Origin of the sequence: uncultured Slackia sp. (assembly GCF_944321625.1) — a bacterium.
In the GTDB taxonomy this organism is placed as follows: domain Bacteria; phylum Actinomycetota; class Coriobacteriia; order Coriobacteriales; family Eggerthellaceae; genus Slackia.
This window is the reverse complement of the sequence record NZ_CALUMA010000107.1, coordinates 1-21,345: the sequence shown is the minus strand read 5'-3', so window position 1 is coordinate 21,345 and position 21,345 is coordinate 1. Positions and strand designations below refer to the sequence as shown.

Here is a 21,345-nt window from a genome sequence, read left to right as displayed (position 1 = left end):
GTGGCATGCCGCACGGCTCCTTCCAATCCGGGCGGAAGCCTTCATGCGCTTCCGCCCTTCCGCATCTTCGACATCGGCGCGCACAAGAGGCGCTTCGACGCCGGCGATGCGGCACCAATCGCCGCATCCGACCCTTCCATCATTGAAAGGCTTACCATGAACACGTCCACCCCGAAAGCATCTCCGCTCGCGCGCATCGCCCTTGCGTTTGCGCTCGTTCTTGGGCTTTTCGCCGTCGGCTCGCTCGTCGTGCCCGGCCAGGCGCAGGCCCTCGAGGTTACGCAGTGCACCGCGGCCCCCAACGAAGATGGCGGCAACCAGATTCTGGGCGGCGCAGAAACGCGCATCACTTGGCGTGGCCAGGCCGCCGAGGACGAAAGCGTGTCTTCCATCGTGCTCACCATGCCCGAAGGGCTGCAGTTCGACGCCGACGGCGTCAAGGTGACGGGGCTGGACGAGCTCGACCGCGTTGAGCTGAACGCGCAGATCACCATCCCCGGCGACGGCACGATGCACATCGACTTCCCCGAGCCCGCGCCCGCCGGCCTTTCCTTCCTCGTTGAAACGTACGGCGCCACCTTCCCCACCGAAGGCGGCACGTTCACGGTATCCACGCAAATCACCGACGCGGACGGCACCGTGTCCGATCTTGGTCCGTCGAGCGAAATCCAGGTGGCGGGCCTCAGCAAGTCCGAGCAGCTTTCCTCGTGGCTTGAGGACCAGGAATGGGTGCAGGCATGGAACTCCAACCGTTTCCTGCATATGTTCTTCGACCCCACGCTCATCGTGACGAGCATCCCCAGCGTGGCGCAGGGCTGGGTCACGGCACTGGGCATCGTGATCATCGCGTTCCCGCTGGCCATCGTCGTGGGCTTCCTGCTGGCGCTGCTGCGCATGTCCAAACTTCTGCCGCTGCGCGCCATCGCCTCGCTCTATGTTAACATCGTGCGCGGCACGCCTATGTTCCTGCAGATTTACATCGCGTTCTTCGGCCTGCCGCTTCTGGGCGTGAACGTCGACAACTTCGCGCTGGGCTGCATCGTCATGGCGCTTAACTCGTGCGCATATCTGTGCGAAATCTTCCGCGCCGGCATCCAGTCCATCAACAAGGGCCAGTTCGAGGCCGCGCGCTCGCTGGGCATGTCGGCGCCCCAGACCATGCTGAGCGTCATCATCCCGCAGGCGTTCCGCAACGTCATTCCCACCATGACTAACGAGCTCATCACGCTGTATAAGGACACCTCGCTGCTTGCCGCCGTGGGCATCATGGAAACGGTCATGTACGCCAAGACCATCACCGCGGCCACCGGCAACATCACGCCCTACATCGTGGCGGCGCTGTTCTACCTGGTGGTGACGCTGCCCATGACCGCCATCACGCGCCGCATGGAGACGGGCTCGACCAAGAAGTCAAGCAAGAAGGGCAAGGGCCTTTTCGGCAAGTCGTCCTCCAGCGACAAGGGAAGCTGGACGCCGGCCACCGACGGTACGTCCACCAAGCTCGAAGTCAAGCAGCCCGATTACTTCTAAGACCCCAGGAGAGATGACGATATGACCACCGAAACGATTTCCAATGCGCCTGCGCAGGCGGGCAGCGAACAGCCCATCGTTCGCATTCAGGACCTGCACAAAAGCTTCGGCGGAACCGAGGTGCTCAAAGGCATCGACCTGGACGTCCATCGCGGCGAGGTCGTGGTTGTTCTGGGCCCGTCCGGTTCGGGCAAATCCACGATGCTGCGCTGCATCAACCGCCTGGAAGAGCCCACGAGCGGCCACATCTGGTTCGAAGACGTAGAGATCACCAACCCCAAGACCAACCTGAATAAGGTGCGCGAACATGTGGGCATGGTGTTCCAAAGCTTCAACCTGTTCCCGCACCTCACCGCCAAAGAGAACGTGATGCTCGCACAGCGCAAGGTGCTCAAGCGATCCAAGGAAGAGGCGGCTCGCGTGGCGGAGGTGCAGCTTGAGCGCGTGGGCCTGGCCGACCGCATGGATCACTACCCCTCCGAGCTTTCCGGCGGCCAGCAGCAGCGCGTCGCCATCGCGCGTGCACTGGCGATGGACCCTCACGTGATGCTGTTCGATGAGGCTACGAGCGCCCTTGACCCCGAGTTGGTGCGTGGCGTTTTGGATGTCATGAAGGAGCTTGCGCGAGGCGGCATGACCATGATCGTGGTGACGCACGAGATGGGATTCGCCCGCGACGTGGCCGACCGCGTGGTGTTCATGGAAGGTGGCGTGATTGTCGAGGAAGGAGCACCTGACCAGGTGTTCGGCAATCCGAAATCCGAACGCACGCGTGCGTTTATTGGTGACATTTCTTAGTCAAAGGGGAAGAGGCGAGGATGTTTCCTCGCCTCTTCCCCTTTGGAACCCCATCTCCACTCCCCGCCCCAGTCCGCATGAGATATCACTTCTTTCTGCGGGCGCGGAAGGCTGCCATGGGTTCTATGCGCAGGCCGTGTTTGTTGTAGCTTACAGCCAGGTCGCCCTGGATATTCGCCACATACCCTGACTCATCGAGGCCCTTGATGCACGCCTCGATAGAACTGTTTTCCACGCGCTCGTCATATGGCAGCATCATCGAGAGCAGCTTATCGAACACGCGTCGAACGAGCGGGGCATCCTGCTCACGCAGCTCAGGTTTGAACAGCACGCCATCGCGGATGGTTGAGCCCAGCGGCGTGGCGAGCGTTACCAGCGCTTCGCGTGCTTTCGCGTCGAGCATGTCGTCCTCATCGGCAATCAGATTCATCGTGCGCGTGAGCGTCTCCAAAAGCTTGGGGTTGCGCTGCTTCGCGAGCGGAATAATCTCATGGCGCACGAATGCGCGAAACCGATCGGTGTCAGCGTTCGTGGCATCTTCTCGCCACAGCTGCCCCATCTCATCGACAATCGCGCCGTCGTGCCCCTCGATATACGCACGCAAATCGTCGCGCCCCTCTTCAAGGAGAGGACGGCACACGCGGCAGCCTTCGAGCATCACGTCGTGCCGCATCGAACGAAATCCCCCCGGCCCCGTTCCCACGATGGATCGCATGTAGAAGTTTTCCATGCGGTCGTCAGCGGTATGCGCCGTGAACACGCGCCCTGCCTCGAACGGAAAGCCCATGTGCAGACACGTGCTTTCCAGCGCCTCACGCGCCGCTTTGTAGCGTTCGGCGCGGGCGATTGCCTCCATGTTGCCACCGCTGCGCGCCACGAGCCCCGCCACGTCGATATCGCACATGAACAGCGGAAATCCCAGACTGTTGGCAAGCTCAGACACAAAGCGGGCATCGCCGTCAGACGCCCCGCCGCGCAGCTTGTGGTTCACATGCAGCATGGCGACGGCGCCCAATCGTCCCGCCGCCACCAGGTCGGCGACCACATACGCAAGCGCTGTACTGTCCGATCCACCGCTCACCATGAGGAGCACCGGCGTATCGACCGTCGCCATGTCGCGTTGCTCGATGACGCCGGCAACGCGCTCCGTCAAAGACAATCGCCTGGCCACGGCCTACATCGCCGCCTCGAAGATTTCGGAGAATTCTTTGAGCAGACGCTTCACGGGCAGGCCGACCACGTTGTCGTAATCGCCCGCCACGCCCTTGACCAGCGCCCCGCCTTCGCCCTGAATGCCGTAGGCGCCCGCCTTATCCATGGGCTCGCCGGTTGCCACGTATGCCTCAATCTCCTCGTCGGAAAGTTCCTTGAACGTCACGTGGCTCGTCTCGGTGAGCGTACGGAAGCCCAGCGAAACGTTCTCCTTATCAGGGGCGGAAATCAGCCACACCGAAACGCCCGTGATGACCTGGTGCACGCGGCCCGAAAGCTCGCGGAGGATACGCCTGGCCTCCTCCTCGTTGGCGGGCTTGCCGTAAATGCGACCGTTCAGCACCACCATGGTGTCGGCGCCGATGACGGCCGCCGCACCCACATAGTCGGCGCCCAGAACCTCCTGCACCACGGCGCCCGCCTTGCGCTCCGCCAGCTTCTTGGCAGCTTCATGCGGGTCGCGCAGAATGTCGGGCTCGAGGGTTTCGTCCACCTCAGACACGCGCACCGTGAACGGCACGCCTTCGCGCTCTAAGAGCTCACGGCGGCGCGGGCTACCGCTTGCAAGAATGATATCGATCTTCTGAGACATGTATTCTTCCTTGCTCCCTGCCGCGCCAGGACAACCGACGCAGCAAAACATGCGTTCTTCGGCCATAGAATACACAATCGCCCCGCCCGAGCAATGCCGGACGGGGCGATTCGCCGCAAAGTCTGCGTTTTAGCCCTCGAAGAGCGCGGTGGACAGGTAGCGCTCGCCCGTATCCACGGCGAAGGTCACGATGTCCTTGCCCTTGGCCTCAGGATGCTCGGCCACGAGCTTGCGCACAGCGGCCACGTTGGCGCCGCTGGAAATGCCCACGAGCAGCGCCTCCTGCGCAGCCACCCAGCGCGCAGCCTCAAGCGCCTCAGGCGTGGTCACGCGAATCACGCCATCGAGTGCCCCCAGGTCAAGCGTATCGGGGATGAAGTTGGCGCCGATGCCCTGAATGCCGTGCGGCCCGGGGGTCAGCTCCTCGCCCGCCAATGCCTGGCCAATAATGGGGCTTTCCTCGGGTTCCACGGCGAATACGGTCACGTGCTCTTGTGCAGCAGGTTCCTGTGCTACGGTACCGCCTCCATTGAAGAAGTGCCCCACGCCCGAAACCGTGCCGCCCGTGCCAGCAGCCGCCACAACGTAGTCCGGCGCCTTGCCCAGCGCCTCAAGAATTTCAGGGCCGGTGGTCAACTCGTGCGCTGCCGGATTGTCGGGATTGGTGAACTGCCCCACAATCCAGGCGCCTTCCGTCTCGCGCTCGATACGCTCGGCCTCGGCCACGGCGCCGGCCATGCCCTGCGCGGCCGGCGTCAGAACCAATTCAGCGCCGTATGCCGCCAGCAGTTTGCGGCGTTCGACGCTCATGGACTCGGGCATGGTAAGAATCACGCGATAGCCGCGCGCCGCGCCGATCATCGCGATGCCGATACCGGTATTCCCGCTGGTGGGCTCCACGAGCACGCTCTTGCCGGGCGCTATGTCGCCGCGAGCCTCCGCCGCGTCAATCATGGTGCGTGCCGCGCGGTCTTTGATGGATCCGCCCGGGTTTGCGGCTTCGTATTTCACGTAGACGTTCGCCCCCACCTCGGCCGAAAGCTTCTCCATCTTGATGAGGGGAGTTGCGCCGATAGCGGCGCTAATCTTTTCAGACATGGTAATCACTCCTTTTGCGGCACCATTCTGCCGCACCTTTTTCGAAGGCGATGCGACAAGCGGCACGCCCCTGCGAAGCAGTATCGTTTTCATCGCAATCATAGCAACAAGCAGACCCTCTGAGGCGATGTTCACGCGGGAAGCATTCATCCGGCATACAAAATCCCTTGTCCACGCAGAGCGCGGCACGCTGCACGAAGCACGCCCTCCGGCCTCGCCAATGTCGGCGACGAACATCGCACCGATGTGCGGCGTTTGTGCGAAGCCCCAAATAAGTGGAGGGACGCGACCTGGACCGCATCCCTCCACTTCTGAACGCTCGACTGAATCCTGCCTCGTTTGCGTCACGCTATTCGCTTCCGGCGCAATCGGCTTCCTTTCGGTCGCCACGAACCGCTATCTAGCGCGCCGTCGTTCCTAACGATTCAGTCTCCTCAAACTCCAGGTCGCACCGGCGATTGCCGCCAGCGACAGCACGGCGATTGCCGCAAATGCACCCGCATTGACGCTGTCGCCCGTAGTCGGCAGAGCCTTCTCGCCATGGGCCTCGTTCCGAACGGAAGTCGTCTTAGGCGAGGCCGGATTCTCAGGATTGTCCGGGGTCGTAGGATCTACAGGCTTCTCAGGGTCGGTCGGGTTGTCGGGATTTGTAGGCTCGCCAGGGTCAACCGGATCGGTAGGGTCAACCGGATCGGTAGGGTCAACCGGGTCAATGGGGTCAACCGGATCAGTGGGGTCGGTGGGCGCCGGCGGATTGTCAGGATCGGACGGAATCAGCGTGTTGACCACGTCGTAGCCCGACACCTCCGACGTATACCCTTGCACGGGATCCTCGACCACGGAGTAGTTGACCAGCTTGCCGTTCTCGTATTTCGGCAGCCCATCGAACGACCAGGCCCAACCGTTCTGCGCGGTCACAGTCTTATGCGCGACCTCCGTGCCGTCCTTCAGAAGGTGGACGCCTATGGAATCAGGCCTCGTGCCGCGAGCGTTCTCATCGTCCACCCACGTCTTACGCCCGGCAACGTTCCAGATATTGACCGTGTTGAACTTCAGCTTCAGGTTCGACTGCATATTGCCGCGCTCCAGGTAGAAGAACGAAACCGTATGGCGCTTGCCCGCCGAGCCGTCCCATTCAAGTCCCTGGTTCGCAAAGATGTCTTTCAGGGTCGAGTTGGGACCGATAATCGGTCTCCATGCCGGAGCGGGAACGACGTCGTCCACGTTCACATCCCCCGTAGCGAAGTTGATGCTGCCCTTCCTGACGCCGTGGATTCCGCCGATATCCAGAACCAGCACGCCGTCCACGAACACCCACGTATCGTCATCGCCCGCGAACTCGAATTGCATGTCGTCGCCATTAATCTTGCCGTTCTCGGGCATCTCGAACGTGGACGTCATCGTAAGCCCCAGATGATGGTTGTACGGACCCGTTGGGTCGATGTTGGTTTTGGCGGGGTTGTATTCGTCGAACGGGAAGAACCCCACCGCGGGCAGCGTTATATTCTTTGACGGACGATAGCCCGGATAGGTGTCGTCGTACACGACGAAATCGCCGCCGCTTTCGTCGGAATTGTAGTACGCGTAATTGGTATCGGAGTCGTAGGCGTAATATCCGTCGCTATCGCGCGTGAACAGATGCGTGACATCGGTGAATGAGCGCTTGCCCTCAAGCGCGAATTCGGGATCGAAGAGGTATGCGAGGCTGCGCGGCTTCGCATTCGTCTTGCCCGGCTCAAGGCCCAAATTCAACACCGGATACCCGTCGGCACCAAGGCGATTCTGCACGATTCCCTGAACCGCCCCGCCTCCCACGTATCCATTCATCCAATGGAGGTCTTCGATGGGGAACTTGAATATGAAATCGCCGTAGGCGTTGACGCTCTGCCGCTCCGGATCGTCCGGATAGTCGAACAGGTTGATCGTGATGTTTTCGGGGCGCGTGTCTACGGTTTCTATCGTGCCGGGCGTATTCGGGTTTTCATCCGCGCTGTCGGCAGACGCTTTTCCATCGGCGTCATCGTCAGCGTTCTCCTCGCCGCTTTGTGCGCTCGACGTGGTGGGCGATGCCGCTTGCGCAGAGAAGGCCATCGGTGCGGCGGCTTTGGATGCCACGCCCTCTTCGGATTGCGTTGCATCTTCGCTGTGGGCAGAATCGCCTGCGTCCGACGAGTCCGATGCCGTTTCCTCCGACGATGCAGCATTCTCTTCCGCTGCCGCAGACGAAGCGCTATCCGAGGCCGGCGTTACAGCGACGTTGTTCGCCACGTCATCTCCCTCCACGGGCGATGCGTCATCCACCGCGGATGCTGTTTCCCCGTCATCCGCATCTGCCCCGGCAAGGGCAAATGCCGGTGCGGCGGGGACGAATGCAAGAAAGCACGCCATCGCTATCGCCGTGGCGAAGCGGAACCCTTTCCTCAACCTGTCGGGAGCAGCCTTGTTCCCGTGCAATGGTTTCTTCATGTGACGCTCCATTTCCGCTCGTCAGGAAGCGTTATCAAGGCTCCCTATATGCTACTAAATTAGTAGCATATTTGCTTACACTGTGACGAGCGGAGCGTACGTCATCACCTCGCGTCGCGAACAAGCGCCACGATATTTTCTACATGAGGCGTATGCGGGAACATGTCCACAGGCTGCATCTCGACGACGCGATAGCCGTGCTCGATCAGGTATCGCACGTCGCGCGCCTGCGTGTCAGGATTGCAGGAAATGTAAACGATGCGCTTGGGCGCAAGCGTGCAGGCCGCCTTGAGAAAATCGGGCGTAGAGCCCGCGCGCGGCGGGTCCATCATGAGTACATCAAGCGATGCGCCCTGAGCGGCCAGATCGCGCATGTACTCCCCCGCGTCGGCAGCGACGAACTCAGCCGCCTCCACGCCGTTGTGACGCGCGTTGTTGCGAGCGTCAGCCACGGCATCGGGACGCTCCTCGACGCCGATGACCCGCGCCGCACCTGGCGTACCGTCCACGCCACGTGCCGCCACCAGGCCAATCGTGCCTGTTCCACAGTACGCATCCATAAGCGTCTCAGTGCCGGCAAGCGCCGCCATCTGCACCGCACGGCGGTACAGCTCCTCGGTTTGCACGACGTTCACCTGGTAGAACGACTTGGATGAGATGCGGAACTTCAAACCGCACAGCTCATCGAGGATGAAACCGGGACCGTACAGCGTGCGCTCTTTGTCGCCCATGATCACATTGGTCTGGCGCGTGTTGACGTTTTGCACCACCGTCGTGATGCAGGGATGGGCCTTGACCAGCGCCTTCACGAACGCGCGCGATGCCGGAAACTGCTCGTCGCGCGTGACAAGCGTAACCATGACTTCGCCGGTCGCATGGCCCACGCGCACCTGGGCATGACGCAGGAACCCCGTATCCGCATCCTCGTCATAGGGCGTCACGCCAAACCGCGGCATGAGGTCGCGCACCGTGAGGATGATGCGCTTGGCGATGCGGTTCTCAATCAGACATTCGCTGGAATCAATCACGCGATGCGTGCCGCGCGCGTACATGCCGCACAGGATGCGGTGTCTGCGAGCGCGTTTGTCATACACGCCAACAAACGGTGAAATCACCTTATTGCGGTAATGGGTAGGGTCCGCCATGCCGATAATCTTACGCACGGCGCATGTCTCATCGATGAGATCGGCGAACAGGTTTTCCATGCGAAGCTGCTTGTCGCGAAGCTGTTTTGCATAGGGAATGCTCAGAAGCTGGCATCCACCGCACTGGCCGTCGATGGGACAATAGAGCGCTCCGGGGGCAAGTGACGTAGACGTTTTACGACCAGACGCCAATCCGCTCTTCCCTGCCGTGCCCGTACGTTTTGCCAGAGCTTTTTTCGCGCGGGGGCTTTTGGGATTGAACCCCTTTGCGACCAGCGTCCTGCCCGCATTCGTTTTGCGGTTGGCGTTCGCACCGCCTTTGCCGGACGCGTTCCGCTTTGCGCTGCCGCGCGAAACCGAAGCCGCTTTCGGCTCGCCATGCGCCGCCGGTCGCGTGTCGAGCTTTCCCGGACGCGCAGGCGGCTTACAGCGCGCCGTGCTGCTAGGGCGGCCTGTTTGGATTCGTTTGGAGTTCTGTCTGTTTCCGTTTTTCATACAGGCATTGTACTATGGTGAATCGCGGATGCCGCACGCTTGCGAGAGCGACTACACAACATCAAGGAACTATCTGTGTTCAAAGGCTGCCCGTCACGTGCCGCAAGGCATGCCGGCTGCAGCGCATGCGCTCCGCACGCGACCACAGATGAAGGAAAGGCAAGGCGAGCACGATGCAAGACACGATGGGACAGGCGCTTGAATGGCTGCTGTGCCTTGCGCCCATCGCCGTTCTTTTCATAGGAATCACCGTTGCACGCGTGAAGGTGCCCGCCGCTGCCGGAGCGGGACTTGCCGCGGCCCTTGCAACTGCCGTCATGCTAGGCAACGTCGGAGGAGGCCAGATTCTTAGCGGAGCATCGACGGGCGCCTCCGCCGCGATTTCCATCCTCTATGCCGTATGGCCCGCCATGTTTCTCTACGACATCATGCGCGAAGCCGGTGCGTTTGCCGTGCTACGTCGATTCGCCGAAAGCGCCACGCAAGACATGCTTGCGCTCGTCTTGCTATTCGGATGGGTGTTCTCGAGCTTTTTGCAATCCATCACCGGCTTCGGCGTACCGGTTGCCGTATGCGCGCCGTTTTTGGTGGCGCTGGGCGTACGCCCCGTGCCCGCCGTAATCATGACGCTCATCGGCCACTCGTGGGGTAACACCTACGGCACGCTTGGCATGGCATGGGACGCCCTCGTACAAATGGGGCCGGTCGCCCCCGCCGACATGACCGCGACTGCGTGCCTGGCCGGCGCGCTCCTTTGGGTGGTGAACCTCACAGGTGGCCTGATTGTTGCCGGGATATACGGAGGCGGGCGCGCCATGGCGCACGGCTTGCCGCTCATCGTCGCGCTCTCTGCCGTCATGGGCGGCGGGCAGGTGGCAGCCTCCCTCGTCAACACCACTGTCGCGTGTTTTTTGCCCTCGACCGCCGCGCTTCTCCTCTTTGCTTTCCTTATTAAACTTGATTTCTATAAGAAATCATGGAATTGCTCTTCGCGCGTTGTAGGAGACGCGAGCGGACGAACGAAGCAGCACGCTTCTGACGCGCCCTCGTTGCGCGACGTCACCCTTTGCGCAAGCCCCTTCGTTTTCCTTGCCGGCGTATCCATCGTCCTGTTCGTCATTCCCGGCATGCAGGAGTTGCTGGCGTTCGCGCAGATCGGAGGAGCGCACATCGTGGGACACGCCGGATTCGCGCTCCTTGCGTCATGTCTTTTTGCCATCGTCATCATGACGCGCGCGGGGCGCCTTGACTCGCGCCGTCGTGCACACGCCTACCGCGGTGCGCTTGACAGACTTTGGGGAGCATCCGCCGGCATCATCCTGCTTGTCATCATGGCGCGTATCATGCAGACGACCGGGCAGATGCAGATCCTGGCAGAAGGGGTGGCATCGGCGGCGGGCGCGGCATACGTCCCCCTTGCGCCTGCCATGGGGACGTTCGGCGCATTCGTCACGTCGTCCAACATGTCCTCGAACATCTTGCTCGCCGGATTCCAAAACGCCATGGCAGCAAGCTTGAACGTCAGCCCCGCCCTGCTTCTTGCTGCTCAGACCGCAGGCGGCGCGGCAGGAGCGGCAATCGGCCCTTCCACCATCCTGCTGGGAGCCGCCACTGTAGGCGCAACGGGCAAAGAGGGAGAAATGCTCAAGCCCCTTCTCATCGTGAGCTTCAGCCAAGCAGCTTTGCTGGGGATAATCGTCTGGGCCCTTTCGGTTCTCTAGCAATCGGCCCGCCTATGCGTTCATGCTGCAATTCGTTCACGCGCATTCATGCTGCAGTTTTGCCCTCCCCGGTAAAGCAACGCGCTTGCGGACACAATCGTGACCTGGGGAAACAGGAGTTGGAAAACGCGGCTATCTCACGCTTCCGCTGAAAACTGCAGCACCAAAAGAATAATCGCGCCAAACATGGCCATAAGCTACAATATCGTGCTGCATATCGTGCCGCACGCCTCGCGCATGCGCGCCAATCCGGCGCTTGCACACCTCCATACCTCACCGACCGAAAGGTCTTACATGATTGCTCGACTCAAGGAGTTCTTCGAATTCCTCTGGCTCTATTTCAAAGGGTTCAAACCCGTCGAATTCGTACGCGACGAAGACCGCGTGTCGCTGCATGCGTGCGGCTGGCGCGCCAACGGCACCGGCCGCATGAAACGCGCGAAAGATGCCGTAGCGTATCTTGATGCGGCAGACGCAGAACAGTGGAAGCAGATTTATTGCGGCATGACGCCGTTTCTAGTGTCGGACAAAGGCAATGTGAAACAAATCGATGGCAGCCCGGCGAAGCTGTTTTTGGCGAACGGGCGCTACCAAATCCAATACAAACCTGAGGACGCGCGCGGCCGCGGCAAAAACGGGCACACCCATAAGAAGCGCGTCTATCGGTCCATGCTGGTGGCCATGGCGTTCTTGGATTTCAAGAAGGGCGACACCACGCACGAAATCCACCACGTGAACGGCTACCGCACCGACGACCGTTTGGCAAACCTCCTGGTGCTCACGCACGAGGACCACATCCGCCTTCACAACATGGGGCCTTGTGCGCTTTCGACCACGCGCGACGAGGCCTTGTCCCTGCTTGCCACAGCAGAACCCATCGCCGCCGAAGACACCGAAAAGAAGAGCAAGCGCAAGAAGGCAAACAGGAAACAACGGACGCCCGCCGAGAACGCCGAGAGCGGCAAAGTCGAGACAACGCAGAAAAATCTTAGGGAGGTGCAAGCGTGCGAACCCGATGCTTGTCTCAACGAAAGCACGAATACCGAGGATGGCAGCCAGGTAAGCGGTGGCTCCCCGAAAAGCCACAAGAACCCCGACGCCACCACAGTCACTTCCTCCAAGAAAAAGGCCAAGAATCCCAAGCCTAAGAATCAAACCACCGATCAACCAATCGATTGGACGGAAGCGCGCGCCAAATTCGAAAGCGGGCTTCGCGACTATCTGGGAAAATGTGCGCCCGACCCCTCTAAGAAAACCCCTTCGGCGAAGCAGCTCACGCAGTGGGCGAAACCTGTCTACAAAGCATACAAGCCCTTCCTCACCTGCCCCGATGCGGTAACGCAATTCGACACGACGCTTGCCGGCGTCCGTGCCATCGCCCACGCCGAAGCGGAATGGGGCACCACCGGCCCCGCGCAGCTGCAATCGCTGCTCGGCGCGCTACTCCACTCCCTCAAGTATTCGGTTAAGCTGCTTACGGCGGAAGACAATGTGGTACGCTCCTGCATGGAGGAGCTGCTGCGCGACGAGATGGGCAAACCCGTGTACGACAAGACCTCGGCCAAGCGCGGCATGCGCCAATGCCTTTCGGTCGCGTGCTCGCGCAAAGGAGCCGAGCCGTCTGCTGCCCAGGCGTAACGTTTCGACACGCGTCGAAGTTACCATGCGCAGACACGGTTAGGTACGTGCCCGCCGCGCCCGCAAACCCATCTGGAAGTGGCGCTTCGGTTCTTGCCGCAGATTGCGCCTCGGTAACGAATCGGCAATGGATATCCAACAGGGTGCGTCCTTGCCCACAAAGAGCGCGCCCTTTTGTAATACTTGCCCTCATGAAGGCTTGCTCGCAAGCAACCTCAAAACCCCTACGAAAAGGATGTGCTCACTCATGGGATTCGTGCTTCGTTGGATCGTCACCGCCGTCGCCGTTGCTGCCGCTGTGTGGCTTGTGCCCGGCGTCGAGGTATCGTCGGCAACGGAATCCTGGGTGGGAGTGGCCGCATTCGCGCTGTTCCTAGCGCTGCTCAATATGTCGATCAAACCTATCCTGCAGTTCCTGAGTCTGCCCATCACGTGCCTCACGCTGGGCATCTTCTACCTGGTGGTCAACACGTTCATGCTCTATCTCGCATCATGGCTGGCCACAGGGCTTTTCGATACCGGCCTGGTCATCAGCAGCTTTGGCAGCGCCTTCGTGGCGAGCATCGTGATAAGCGTGGTGAGCGCCATCCTTAACTCCATTGTGGGAGCAGACGACTAACCGCTCGAGCCAACCGGATGGCGAATCCTCACGGGCGTGTAGTTCCCGTGGTCTTGGCGCCAATTGCGCCGTTAAGCGTGTCCCGCTGCAGAAAAACGTCCATAATTGCCACTCGTACTTATTCGCAGCTTTCTCGATCGCAATCGATGAGCGCCACGAGCCTTGGCGGCTCCCCTTGTGCACCCGTTTCTCGCGCCGACCATCGGAACCGCGAGAATGCGCCGACTTTGCCGCAACCCACGTTGCTGCACCAGCCCGAGCGCATCGCACATCCCGTATTTCGCCTGAGGCTCACCCGAGACGAAGCCTCATGGCGATGAATCACCATCGCAAATGCCCGCACCGCCGCGGCGCATGATGCAGTCTTTGCGCACATATCGCTATCGCAAAAGCAGACCCATCGGGCCTGAAGCGCACTGCGCCCGCGCCCGGATAGGAGACGTATGTCTACGTTCGCAGAACTCGGCCTGTCCGAGAAAACCCTGGCCGCCGTCGAGGAGCTGGGCTACACCGAGCCCACCCCCGTACAGGAGCAGGCCATTCCGCTGGTGCTTGAGGGCCGCGACATCATCGCCGCCGCCAAGACCGGCACCGGCAAAACCGCAGCGTTCTCGCTGCCCGGCATGGACACGCTTCCCCATCGCGCCATCGGCGAGAGCGGCCCGTTCATGCTGGTGCTCACCCCCACGCGCGAGCTGGCCAGCCAGATCGGCGAAACCTGCATGCCCATCGGCAAGCACACCGAGCACTTCGTCGCCATGTTCGTGGGCGGCGTGAAATACGACCCGCAAATCAAGAAGCTCGAACGCGGCATCGACGTAGCCATCGCCACGCCCGGCCGCCTGATCGACCTGATGGAGCGCGGCGCGGTGGACCTGTCCGCTGTGCGCGTGCTGGTGCTCGACGAGGCCGACCGCATGCTTGACATGGGCTTTTGGCCCCAGGTTGAGCGCATCGTGAAGGAAACGCCCGACGACCGCCAGACGCTTCTTTTCTCGGCCACCATCGACCGCAGCCAGGACAAAACCATGTTCTCGCTGCTCAACGACCCCGCCATCGTGGAAATCGCCCACCGTGGCGACACCGCCGACAAGGTTGACCAGTACGTCATCCACACCACGCGCCGTCAGAAGCCCGAGCTGCTGAACGCGCTCATCAAGGAGAAGGGCGGCTTCCGCGTCATCGTGTTCACGCGCACCAAGGGCGGCGCTGACAACGCCACCAAGCGCCTGAGGCGCGCGGGCATTCCCACCGAGGCCATCCACGCCGACCGCTCGCAGGCGCAGCGCACCCGCGCCCTGGAGAACTTCCGCACCGGCAAGACCAACGTGCTGGTTGCCACCGACGTGCTGGCGCGCGGCATCGACGTGAGCGGCGTTGACTACGTGGTGAACTACGACCTGCCCATGATGCCGGAAGACTACGTGCATCGCATCGGCCGCACCGGTCGCGCAGGCGCCGACGGCCTGGCGATTTCGCTGGTCACGCCTGAGACGAAGAGCCTGCTCAAGGGCATTCAGAAGTTCATCGGCAAGAAGATCGACGAGATGGATTACAAGGTTCCGGCCGACGCGTTCGACCCGCTGCCGGCCGATGACCCGCGCGTCGTCAACCAGGAGCGCATCGCCGAGGAAGAGCGCCGTGCCGCCGCTGAGAAGCGCGGCTCCAGCAAGACCGAGGGCAAGCGCGGCCGCAAGCGCAAGATGCGCAACCGCGACATCGAGCGCGCTGAGGAGCACAAGAAGCGCAAGGCGGCCGAGGCGGAAGGGCGCGAGTATGTGGCGCCCGAGCGCCCGAAACGCGAGAAGAGCGACCGTCCGCTGACGCTCGAAGAGCGCCAGGCGCGTGCCGAAGCCCAGTTCAACGCCATGTTTGACATTCCAAATATCGAAGGTGGCAAGCGCAAGGAGGCCGGGCGCGACGCCAAGGAGGCCAAGAAAGCCAAACGCAAGCAACGCAGCGCCGGCGAACACACGTATTCCTACGAGCAGTTTGCCAAGGGCAAGCGAGGCGGCAAATCGGGCGCCGAGGCGCGCCACGAGCGCGGCCGCGATTACGACTTCGACCGTCGCGGCGGGCGTAAGGAACGCGACTTCGAGGGCGACTTTGAAAGCGAAAACGACCGCAAGCCGCGCGGCAAGAAGTACAGCAGCAAGCAGTACTCGGATGGCCGCGGCGCTAAACCGGGCAAGAAGAATTACGGCAAAGGCGCTGCCAACCATGCGGGTAAAGGCACCCGTTCGACCGGCCGCGGCGGCGAAGGCTTCCGTACCGCAGCCGGCGACGGCAAGCGCGCGGGAAAGGGCGGCTTCCAGCGCTCCGGTAAGGGCGGCTTCGACGGTGGCCGCGGCAAGGGCGGCCGCACCCAGCGCGGCGACCTCAATGGACGCGGCAAGGGCGAGTTCCGCCCCGGCCGCAGCAATCGCACCGGCGGCGGGCGTCCCGCAAGCCGCGGCAAGGGCGGCATGAACCGCGGACGATAAGCCGAATCATATCGGTCCATAGCATGACGAAGGGCGTCGGAATACCCCGACGCCCTTCGCAATAAGCCCTTCAGCCAAAGAGCTCTATCTCTCCACGCAGGAATTCTTCAATGCCGCATCCTGTTGAGCCAATGATGATTGGATGCGCGTGCGGATTCTCGACAAGAAACCGCGTCATTCCGTTTGTGGATTTCACTCTGCCGCTCTTCACTTCAATGGCAGTAACCGCATCCTTACCGGCGATAACATAATCAACCTCGTCGTTGCCGTCACGCCACCAGAACACCGAAAACCCCTCTATTGAAGCCCGGTTAATCAGATACGCCCCGACGGCGCTTTCGACCAAATGCCCTCGAAGCGACGGATCGGTCAACAGAGCCTTTCGCCGCCGCCTATACCGTTTTCGCTCATCACTTCCCACAACGCACGGAGCTCGCGTCGGAGCGTTCTCTCGTCTTCCGCCGACACGCTCACCCGGTACAGCTCCGAAGCCCCACACAAGGCATCGCCACCGGAAAAATAAGCCGCATAGGCTGCAACATCTGCGGGCATTACGATCGATAAGGGCATATCCCCATGTTTTATGTGAACCAATCTAGACGACTGTCACCGTTTCCTGTGAAGACAAAAGAGCCGCATATTCCGACAATACACGGCGCGGATCGAAAGTTTCGTCAATATCAAACACAAGGAGGAACTATGAGGGGAAACATTTCTCGCAGGAGCCTTATAAAAGGCGGCGCAATAGCCGCAGCGGGCGCAGCCATTGCGGGCATTGCGGGATGCGCGCCAACAACGAAAGAGAGCGCATCGAAGACCAATTCTTCCGAACTTCCACCGGATCTTAGGAATGCGGATTTCGAGTATAGCGTCGTCGAACTCGACCCCATTAGCGAATTCGATACAGAGGAAACCTACGACATCGTAGTCGTAGGAGCGGGATGCGCGGGAGTTCCCGCTGTGCTTACCGCTGTGGAAGAAGGAGCTTCCGTTGCGTGTCTGCAAAAAGAGGCCACGGTATCCGCAAACGGAAACGGATGCTCGTTTGTCGTAAAGGCCGCCTCAAACGCCGCAGGCATCATGAGATGGCGAAGCGATTGGGCTAAGCTCAACGACTGGCGCATTAACCCCGCCTTATTCCAATACTACATTGATTTTGCCGAAGAAGCAGTCCCTTGGGTGATTGAGCGAGGAATTGAAGAAGGCATTACCCCCATCGAATTCCTCACAGACAGTTCGGTTCGCTATGACGATGGCGGCATTGTTGCGGTCTGCGACGCTACGCAGGAATCGAACCAAGACCTAATGGTGGCACTCGCGAAGCGGGCAGAAGCGCAGGGAGCTACGTTTTATTACGAAACGCCTTGCGTCCAACTCGTCCAATCTGACGACGGAACAGTGACGGGCGCGATAGGAAAGACCTCTGACGGCAAGTATATCAAGCTCAATGCCAACAAGGGCGTCATCCTTGCAGCAGGCGATTACATGAACAACGATTCCATGGTAGATCGCAACATGCACGACGCGAAAATGTATCCTAAAGTCCTCGTTAACCATACGGGAGATGGGCACATCCTCGGCATTCTCGCCGGTGGGCGCATGGCCCCATTGGGACATGCTCGCCAGATACACACTAACTACATCGGGCCCTTCATGTTCTTCCCGTTCCTAGCGCTAAGCGCCGAAGGCAAACGATTCTGCAACGAAACGGTGGGGATGTCGAGCCTCAACATCCCCATGTCGTATACGACAAGGCCGGAAGACGCCGGAAAGCATTTCCGCCTTTTCGACTCGAAGAAAGAGAACTACTACCCGAACAGCCTGGGCGTTTCGCCCGCCATGCTTGTCGGGGAAGGGTCCGCTTGGATGGATCCCAGCATTCTTGTTTCGGGGAACACCCTTGAAGAGCTTTGCGAAAACGCCGGCATCCCTGTTTCTGACGGCGTGGAGAGCATCAAGCGCTACAACGAAATGTGCGCCCAGGGACGCGACGACGATTTTGGCGTACCGGGAGACTACCTTGTAGCCATGGACACGCCTCCGTATTATTGCATCAGGGGCGACCTTGGCATGTCGGGAATCAATGCGGGCGTCATGGTGGATGACCGATATCGCGTCATCGACGAGAATGACAACCCGATTCCTGGTCTTTATGCTGCAGGCATTCAGGCGGGCAACCCGTGCGGAGGCATCAACTGGAACATGCCCGGCGGTTTTTCGAATTCTCATATCTTTACGGCTGGCCGCTACACGGTCATACATGCGCTCACGGGCGATACCGCCCCTTCGAATCCGAGCGGATTTGACAAAGTGAAGAAATACTTCGCAGGTCCCGACGGATCGTACATGTGGGATGACCCATCCTGCGCCTCCGCCATCCTCAGCTGGTAAAACAACACCTCCCCTCCAGAGGCCGGGAAAATATTCCCGGCCTCTTTATTCAGAAGGCACCGCCCTCACACTCTTGGACGAGAAGAATCGCCGCTTTTCCCCAACAAATCGATGAGCTCTTGGCGAGAATGGATATCGAGTTTCCTGTACAGGCTCTTCGCATAAGTCTGCACGCTGTTGAGAGACAGCCCCAAATCTTCCGCAACTCGCTTCTGGGTATTGCCCTGAGCAAGAAGGGTCATGACTTCTCGCTCTCTCCTTGTTAGGCCAAAGGACTCGGCTAATTCATGTATGCGCTCGACGCCCTGGGACTCTGGAGATTCATTTTGGGTCGCAGGCAAGCCCTCGCCCTTCTTCATGTTCCCCGCAATCCAAACGATAACGCACGCAGTCATAGCAAAGGCCGTTGCCAGCGCCACCAAATTGACGATGAGCGCCAATTCACCTTTTATCAAAGGATCCACCGCCAGCACATCCGCAAAGGCGTTGATAAGCATGATTGCTGAAAGAACGGAAGATACGATGATTGCATTCGAGCGTCCGTCAAGCCCCGAGCCCCACAAAAAAGCAAGGAGCATGAGCAAGGTCATCGCAAGAGGGCGACTAGGGAGGATTAGTTCTGCGCACAAGTCTGAGTGATCAGGGTTCAAAAGAGCGACGCAGTACAAAAACACGGTAAGCAGAAGGGCGAAAGCGACCCAAAACCAAAGCCCGGTCCAATTCTTAAAATTCAGCCGGAAACGCTCGCTCCCCCTATACTCAGCAACTGCATATAGCGCGCATAACACGTACAGGAGCAATCCCACGATAAAATGCAGAGGATTATCCGTAAACCAAACCCCGCTTGTTGCAGCAACATGAGTTCCCATGAACGCTGCGCTTGCAAACAGATAGAGGAGCAGCATGACGACGAGCGGCATATACTTCGCCGTAGCCCCCTCTCGCCGCGAAGCAAAATCCGCCTCCTGACGATTACTGAGCCCAAAAGGCGAAAGAGAGATGACACCGGCAACGATTAGCATCGGATAGCAGGAGCTTGTTGCCGTAAGCCCAGCAAGCGGAAAGACAGATGGAACAGCTACTCCAACGAATAAGCCAAGCGGCATCGAACCGAGCACCGCGATGACAATCTTGCCGCCGTCCATGCTTCGCATCACCTTGGCAATGCGAAGGGTGACGAAGAATCCGCAAAATCCCACAGCGACTGGAAACGCAATAAACAGAACGTTCGGGGGCTCGACGCCCACTAAAGACAGGATAATGAGCGCCACGGCCAACATGCATAGCACGACAAGCGATACAACCGTCGCCACACGGCTTATCCGCTCAACCTTTTGGGCACGCTTCAAAAGGCAAATCAGACAGATAAAGATGACAACGCAGCAAATGCATGACTGCACGCAGGTAGATAACGCAGAAGATGAAGAAGGAAATAGCTCCTCAGGAAGAACTGGGGAGGCAAGGAAGGACCAATAAAACATCAGTACGCAGATTGCTGCCAGGAGCATTGATGCCCTCCCCTCCGTGCATCATCAGGACCAAGACTATCGCTCACTGTGAAATTTTACAATTGACTTGCCTGCCGCAGGGCAAAAATGAGTCGAAATGCGAACAAATGATACGCAGGCAGCGACTGGACGAGCGTCGTCATTCCAAAAAACGCACACCCATAAGCTGGACAACACAGCTAAGGCGCATCTCACGGCGACCTTCATGGGCGCGGGAAGAGCGAGTTCCGCCCCGGCCGCAGCAATCGCAACGCAGGTGGCAACTGACCCACGAACAACCGGGGCGGCAAAGGCGGCATGAAGCGCGGCCGCTAATCTTTTGAGCACTGCGATACGCTCGTTTGCATAAGGGAGACACGAAGGGCATCCGCTGATTATTCAGGGACGCCCTTTAGCCCCCTGTTGAACGACTCAAAGAATCCTGTCATACCGGCCTCCTTACAAAAAAGCCCGTCGGAGGGCGAACCTGCCGACGGGCTTTGGAACCTTGCGCGTTCGAGAGGCAGCAAGCCTTAGTTACCCGCAGCCCTCTTGTCCTGATATTCCTTCACCAGCTTCTGCTGCACATCGTAGGGCGCCTGCTCGTAGCCGCTGTCTTCAAGCGTATAGCTGCCGGAACCGCGCGAGATGGAGCGCAGGTCCTTGGTGTAGGTGATGACCTCGGCATAAGGAGCGCGCACCATAATGACGGTATTGCCCTCGTCGTCGGAATCGGTACCCACAATGCGGCCTCGACGCGTGGAGATGTCGCCCATCACGGCGCCAGCGTATTCCTCGCCCACCGTGATATTCATGTTCACCATGGGCTCAAGCAGCACTGCGTCTGCCTTCTCGCATGCAGCGCGGAAGCCGATGCGTGCGGCGGTCTTGAACGCCATTTCGTTGGAGTCGACCGAATGATACGAACCATCAAACACGGTGCACTTGATGTCAACCATGGGATAGCCCGCCAGGAAGCCCTCGGTCATGGCCTCCTGCACGCCCTTGTCGACCGCAGGAATCAGGCCGCCGGGAATCACACCGCCCTTGATGGCGTCCACGAACTCGTAGCCCTCACCCGGATTCGGCTCAAGGCGCAGCCAGCAATCGCCGAACTGGCCCGCGCCGCCGGTCTGCTTCTTGTGGCGGCCCTGCGCCTCTGCGGGCTTGCGGATGGTCTCGCGATACGGGATGCGCACGGGCACCAGGCGAGCCTCGACGCCCGTCTGATCCTTCAGGCGGTTGAGGATGGTTTCCACCGCAGCGTCGCCCATCGTGGTGAGCACGGTCTGATGCGTCTCATCGCTGCGATTGATGCGCACGGTGGGGTCGTTCTCGGCAACGCGCGCCAGGAATGCGCCCAGCTTGTCCTCTTCGTTCTTGTTGACGGCCTCGATAGCCACCGGGTACTGCGGCACCGGGAACGGCAGCGGCGCCACTTCGATGTCGCCGGTATGGGACAGCGTGTCGCCCGTGCGGGTCTCGGAGAGCTTGGGGATCACGATGAGGGGAGAGATGATCATCGTGTAGGTGCTGCCGAACAGGGCGATGATCGAGGCAAACAACAGCGTATAGAGCGCGCCGGATGAAAACGCATCCGAGAGGCGCTCTTTAGCCTGTTGTCCCGCATGCCGTATGTCGACCATCGCTGCCCGTTCGCCGCCGTCAGC

General features: G+C 60.2%; 14 protein-coding genes and 1 pseudogene. 7 read left to right on the top strand and 8 right to left on the bottom strand.

The features are described 5' to 3' along the window. On the top strand, positions 1-1,530 hold the full coding sequence (locus tag Q0J60_RS09140) for an amino acid ABC transporter permease (RefSeq protein ID WP_294440802.1): 1,530 nt from the start codon (positions 1-3) through the stop codon (positions 1,528-1,530). 21 nt (positions 1,531-1,551) lie between these two features. After that, positions 1,552-2,328 carry an amino acid ABC transporter ATP-binding protein gene (locus tag Q0J60_RS09135; protein WP_294440799.1) on the top strand — a complete coding sequence of 259 codons (777 nt, stop codon included), beginning with the start codon at positions 1,552-1,554 and terminating at the stop codon, positions 2,326-2,328. Between the two features lie 85 nt (positions 2,329-2,413). On the opposite strand, the gene tilS is transcribed toward Q0J60_RS09135, so the two are convergent. The 5 genes from tilS to rlmD form a co-directional block, all read right to left on the bottom strand. Further along, the gene (gene tilS, locus Q0J60_RS09130; protein ID WP_294440796.1) at positions 2,414-3,499 is read right to left on the bottom strand and encodes a tRNA lysidine(34) synthetase TilS; all 1,086 of its coding nucleotides are present in this window, start codon (positions 3,497-3,499) and stop codon (positions 2,414-2,416) included. Between the two features lie 3 nt (positions 3,500-3,502). Next, the gene (locus tag Q0J60_RS09125) at positions 3,503-4,132 is read right to left on the bottom strand and encodes a nucleoside triphosphate pyrophosphatase (protein WP_294440794.1); all 630 of its coding nucleotides are present in this window, start codon (positions 4,130-4,132) and stop codon (positions 3,503-3,505) included. A gap of 129 nt (positions 4,133-4,261) precedes the next feature. Further along, positions 4,262-5,230, bottom strand: coding sequence for a cysteine synthase A (cysK, locus tag Q0J60_RS09120; protein WP_294440790.1), 969 nt, complete (start codon positions 5,228-5,230; stop codon positions 4,262-4,264). Between the two features lie 417 nt (positions 5,231-5,647). Continuing rightward, entirely contained in the window at positions 5,648-7,696 is a 2,049-nt protein-coding gene (locus Q0J60_RS09115) for a Cna B-type domain-containing protein (protein ID WP_294440787.1), read from the bottom strand. 104 nt (positions 7,697-7,800) lie between these two features. Continuing rightward, on the bottom strand, positions 7,801-9,336 hold the full coding sequence (rlmD, locus tag Q0J60_RS09110) for a 23S rRNA (uracil(1939)-C(5))-methyltransferase RlmD (protein ID WP_294440785.1): 1,536 nt from the start codon (positions 9,334-9,336) through the stop codon (positions 7,801-7,803). A gap of 173 nt (positions 9,337-9,509) precedes the next feature. Between rlmD and Q0J60_RS09105 the strand changes: the two genes are divergently transcribed. The 4 genes from Q0J60_RS09105 (at position 9,510) to Q0J60_RS10540 (ending at position 15,797) form a co-directional block, all read left to right on the top strand. Continuing rightward, positions 9,510-11,057 carry an L-lactate permease gene (locus tag Q0J60_RS09105; protein WP_294440783.1) on the top strand — a complete coding sequence of 516 codons (1,548 nt, stop codon included), beginning with the start codon at positions 9,510-9,512 and terminating at the stop codon, positions 11,055-11,057. Positions 11,058-11,243: 186 nt separating this feature from the next. After that, the gene (locus Q0J60_RS09100; protein WP_294440781.1) at positions 11,244-12,695 is read left to right on the top strand and encodes an HNH endonuclease; all 1,452 of its coding nucleotides are present in this window, start codon (positions 11,244-11,246) and stop codon (positions 12,693-12,695) included. Between the two features lie 247 nt (positions 12,696-12,942). Continuing rightward, positions 12,943-13,314 carry a phage holin family protein gene (locus tag Q0J60_RS09095; RefSeq protein WP_294440780.1) on the top strand — a complete coding sequence of 124 codons (372 nt, stop codon included), beginning with the start codon at positions 12,943-12,945 and terminating at the stop codon, positions 13,312-13,314. A gap of 443 nt (positions 13,315-13,757) precedes the next feature. Continuing rightward, positions 13,758-15,797, top strand: coding sequence for a DEAD/DEAH box helicase (locus Q0J60_RS10540; RefSeq protein ID WP_367178832.1), 2,040 nt, complete (start codon positions 13,758-13,760; stop codon positions 15,795-15,797). Between the two features lie 70 nt (positions 15,798-15,867). Here the strand turns inward: Q0J60_RS10540 and Q0J60_RS09085 are convergent, their stop codons facing one another. After that, positions 15,868-16,170 carry a DUF4143 domain-containing protein gene (locus Q0J60_RS09085; protein WP_367178831.1) on the bottom strand — a complete coding sequence of 101 codons (303 nt, stop codon included), beginning with the start codon at positions 16,168-16,170 and terminating at the stop codon, positions 15,868-15,870. A gap of 203 nt (positions 16,171-16,373) precedes the next feature. Between Q0J60_RS09085 and Q0J60_RS09080 the strand changes: the two genes are divergently transcribed. Continuing rightward, the gene (locus Q0J60_RS09080; RefSeq protein WP_294440776.1) at positions 16,374-18,188 is read left to right on the top strand and encodes an FAD-dependent oxidoreductase; all 1,815 of its coding nucleotides are present in this window, start codon (positions 16,374-16,376) and stop codon (positions 18,186-18,188) included. A gap of 65 nt (positions 18,189-18,253) precedes the next feature. Here the strand turns inward: Q0J60_RS09080 and Q0J60_RS09075 are convergent, their stop codons facing one another. Then, positions 18,254-19,696, bottom strand: coding sequence for a helix-turn-helix transcriptional regulator (locus Q0J60_RS09075; protein ID WP_294440775.1), 1,443 nt, complete (start codon positions 19,694-19,696; stop codon positions 18,254-18,256). Positions 19,697-20,208: 512 nt separating this feature from the next. Beyond that, positions 20,209-21,345 (bottom strand): annotated as a pseudogene (locus Q0J60_RS09070) (hypothetical protein); the annotation flags it as partial.

Excerpts from the sequence above, each read along its gene's own strand:
- Q0J60_RS10540 (WP_367178832.1), top strand. The coding sequence starts at position 13,758 with ATGTCTACGTTCGCAGAACTCGGCCTGTCCGAGAAAACCCTGGCCGCC.
- Q0J60_RS09105 (WP_294440783.1), top strand. The coding sequence starts at position 9,510 with ATGCAAGACACGATGGGACAGGCGCTTGAATGGCTGCTGTGCCTTGCG.
- Q0J60_RS09135 (WP_294440799.1), top strand. The coding sequence starts at position 1,552 with ATGACCACCGAAACGATTTCCAATGCGCCTGCGCAGGCGGGCAGCGAA.
- rlmD (WP_294440785.1), bottom strand. The coding sequence starts at position 9,336 with ATGAAAAACGGAAACAGACAGAACTCCAAACGAATCCAAACAGGCCGC.
- Q0J60_RS09115 (WP_294440787.1), bottom strand. The coding sequence starts at position 7,696 with ATGAAGAAACCATTGCACGGGAACAAGGCTGCTCCCGACAGGTTGAGG.
- Q0J60_RS09075 (WP_294440775.1), bottom strand. The coding sequence starts at position 19,696 with ATGCTCCTGGCAGCAATCTGCGTACTGATGTTTTATTGGTCCTTCCTT.
- Q0J60_RS09095 (WP_294440780.1), top strand. The coding sequence starts at position 12,943 with ATGGGATTCGTGCTTCGTTGGATCGTCACCGCCGTCGCCGTTGCTGCC.
- cysK (WP_294440790.1), bottom strand. The coding sequence starts at position 5,230 with ATGTCTGAAAAGATTAGCGCCGCTATCGGCGCAACTCCCCTCATCAAG.
- Q0J60_RS09125 (WP_294440794.1), bottom strand. The coding sequence starts at position 4,132 with ATGTCTCAGAAGATCGATATCATTCTTGCAAGCGGTAGCCCGCGCCGC.
- Q0J60_RS09100 (WP_294440781.1), top strand. The coding sequence starts at position 11,244 with ATGGCCATAAGCTACAATATCGTGCTGCATATCGTGCCGCACGCCTCG.
- Q0J60_RS09080 (WP_294440776.1), top strand. The coding sequence starts at position 16,374 with ATGTTTTATGTGAACCAATCTAGACGACTGTCACCGTTTCCTGTGAAG.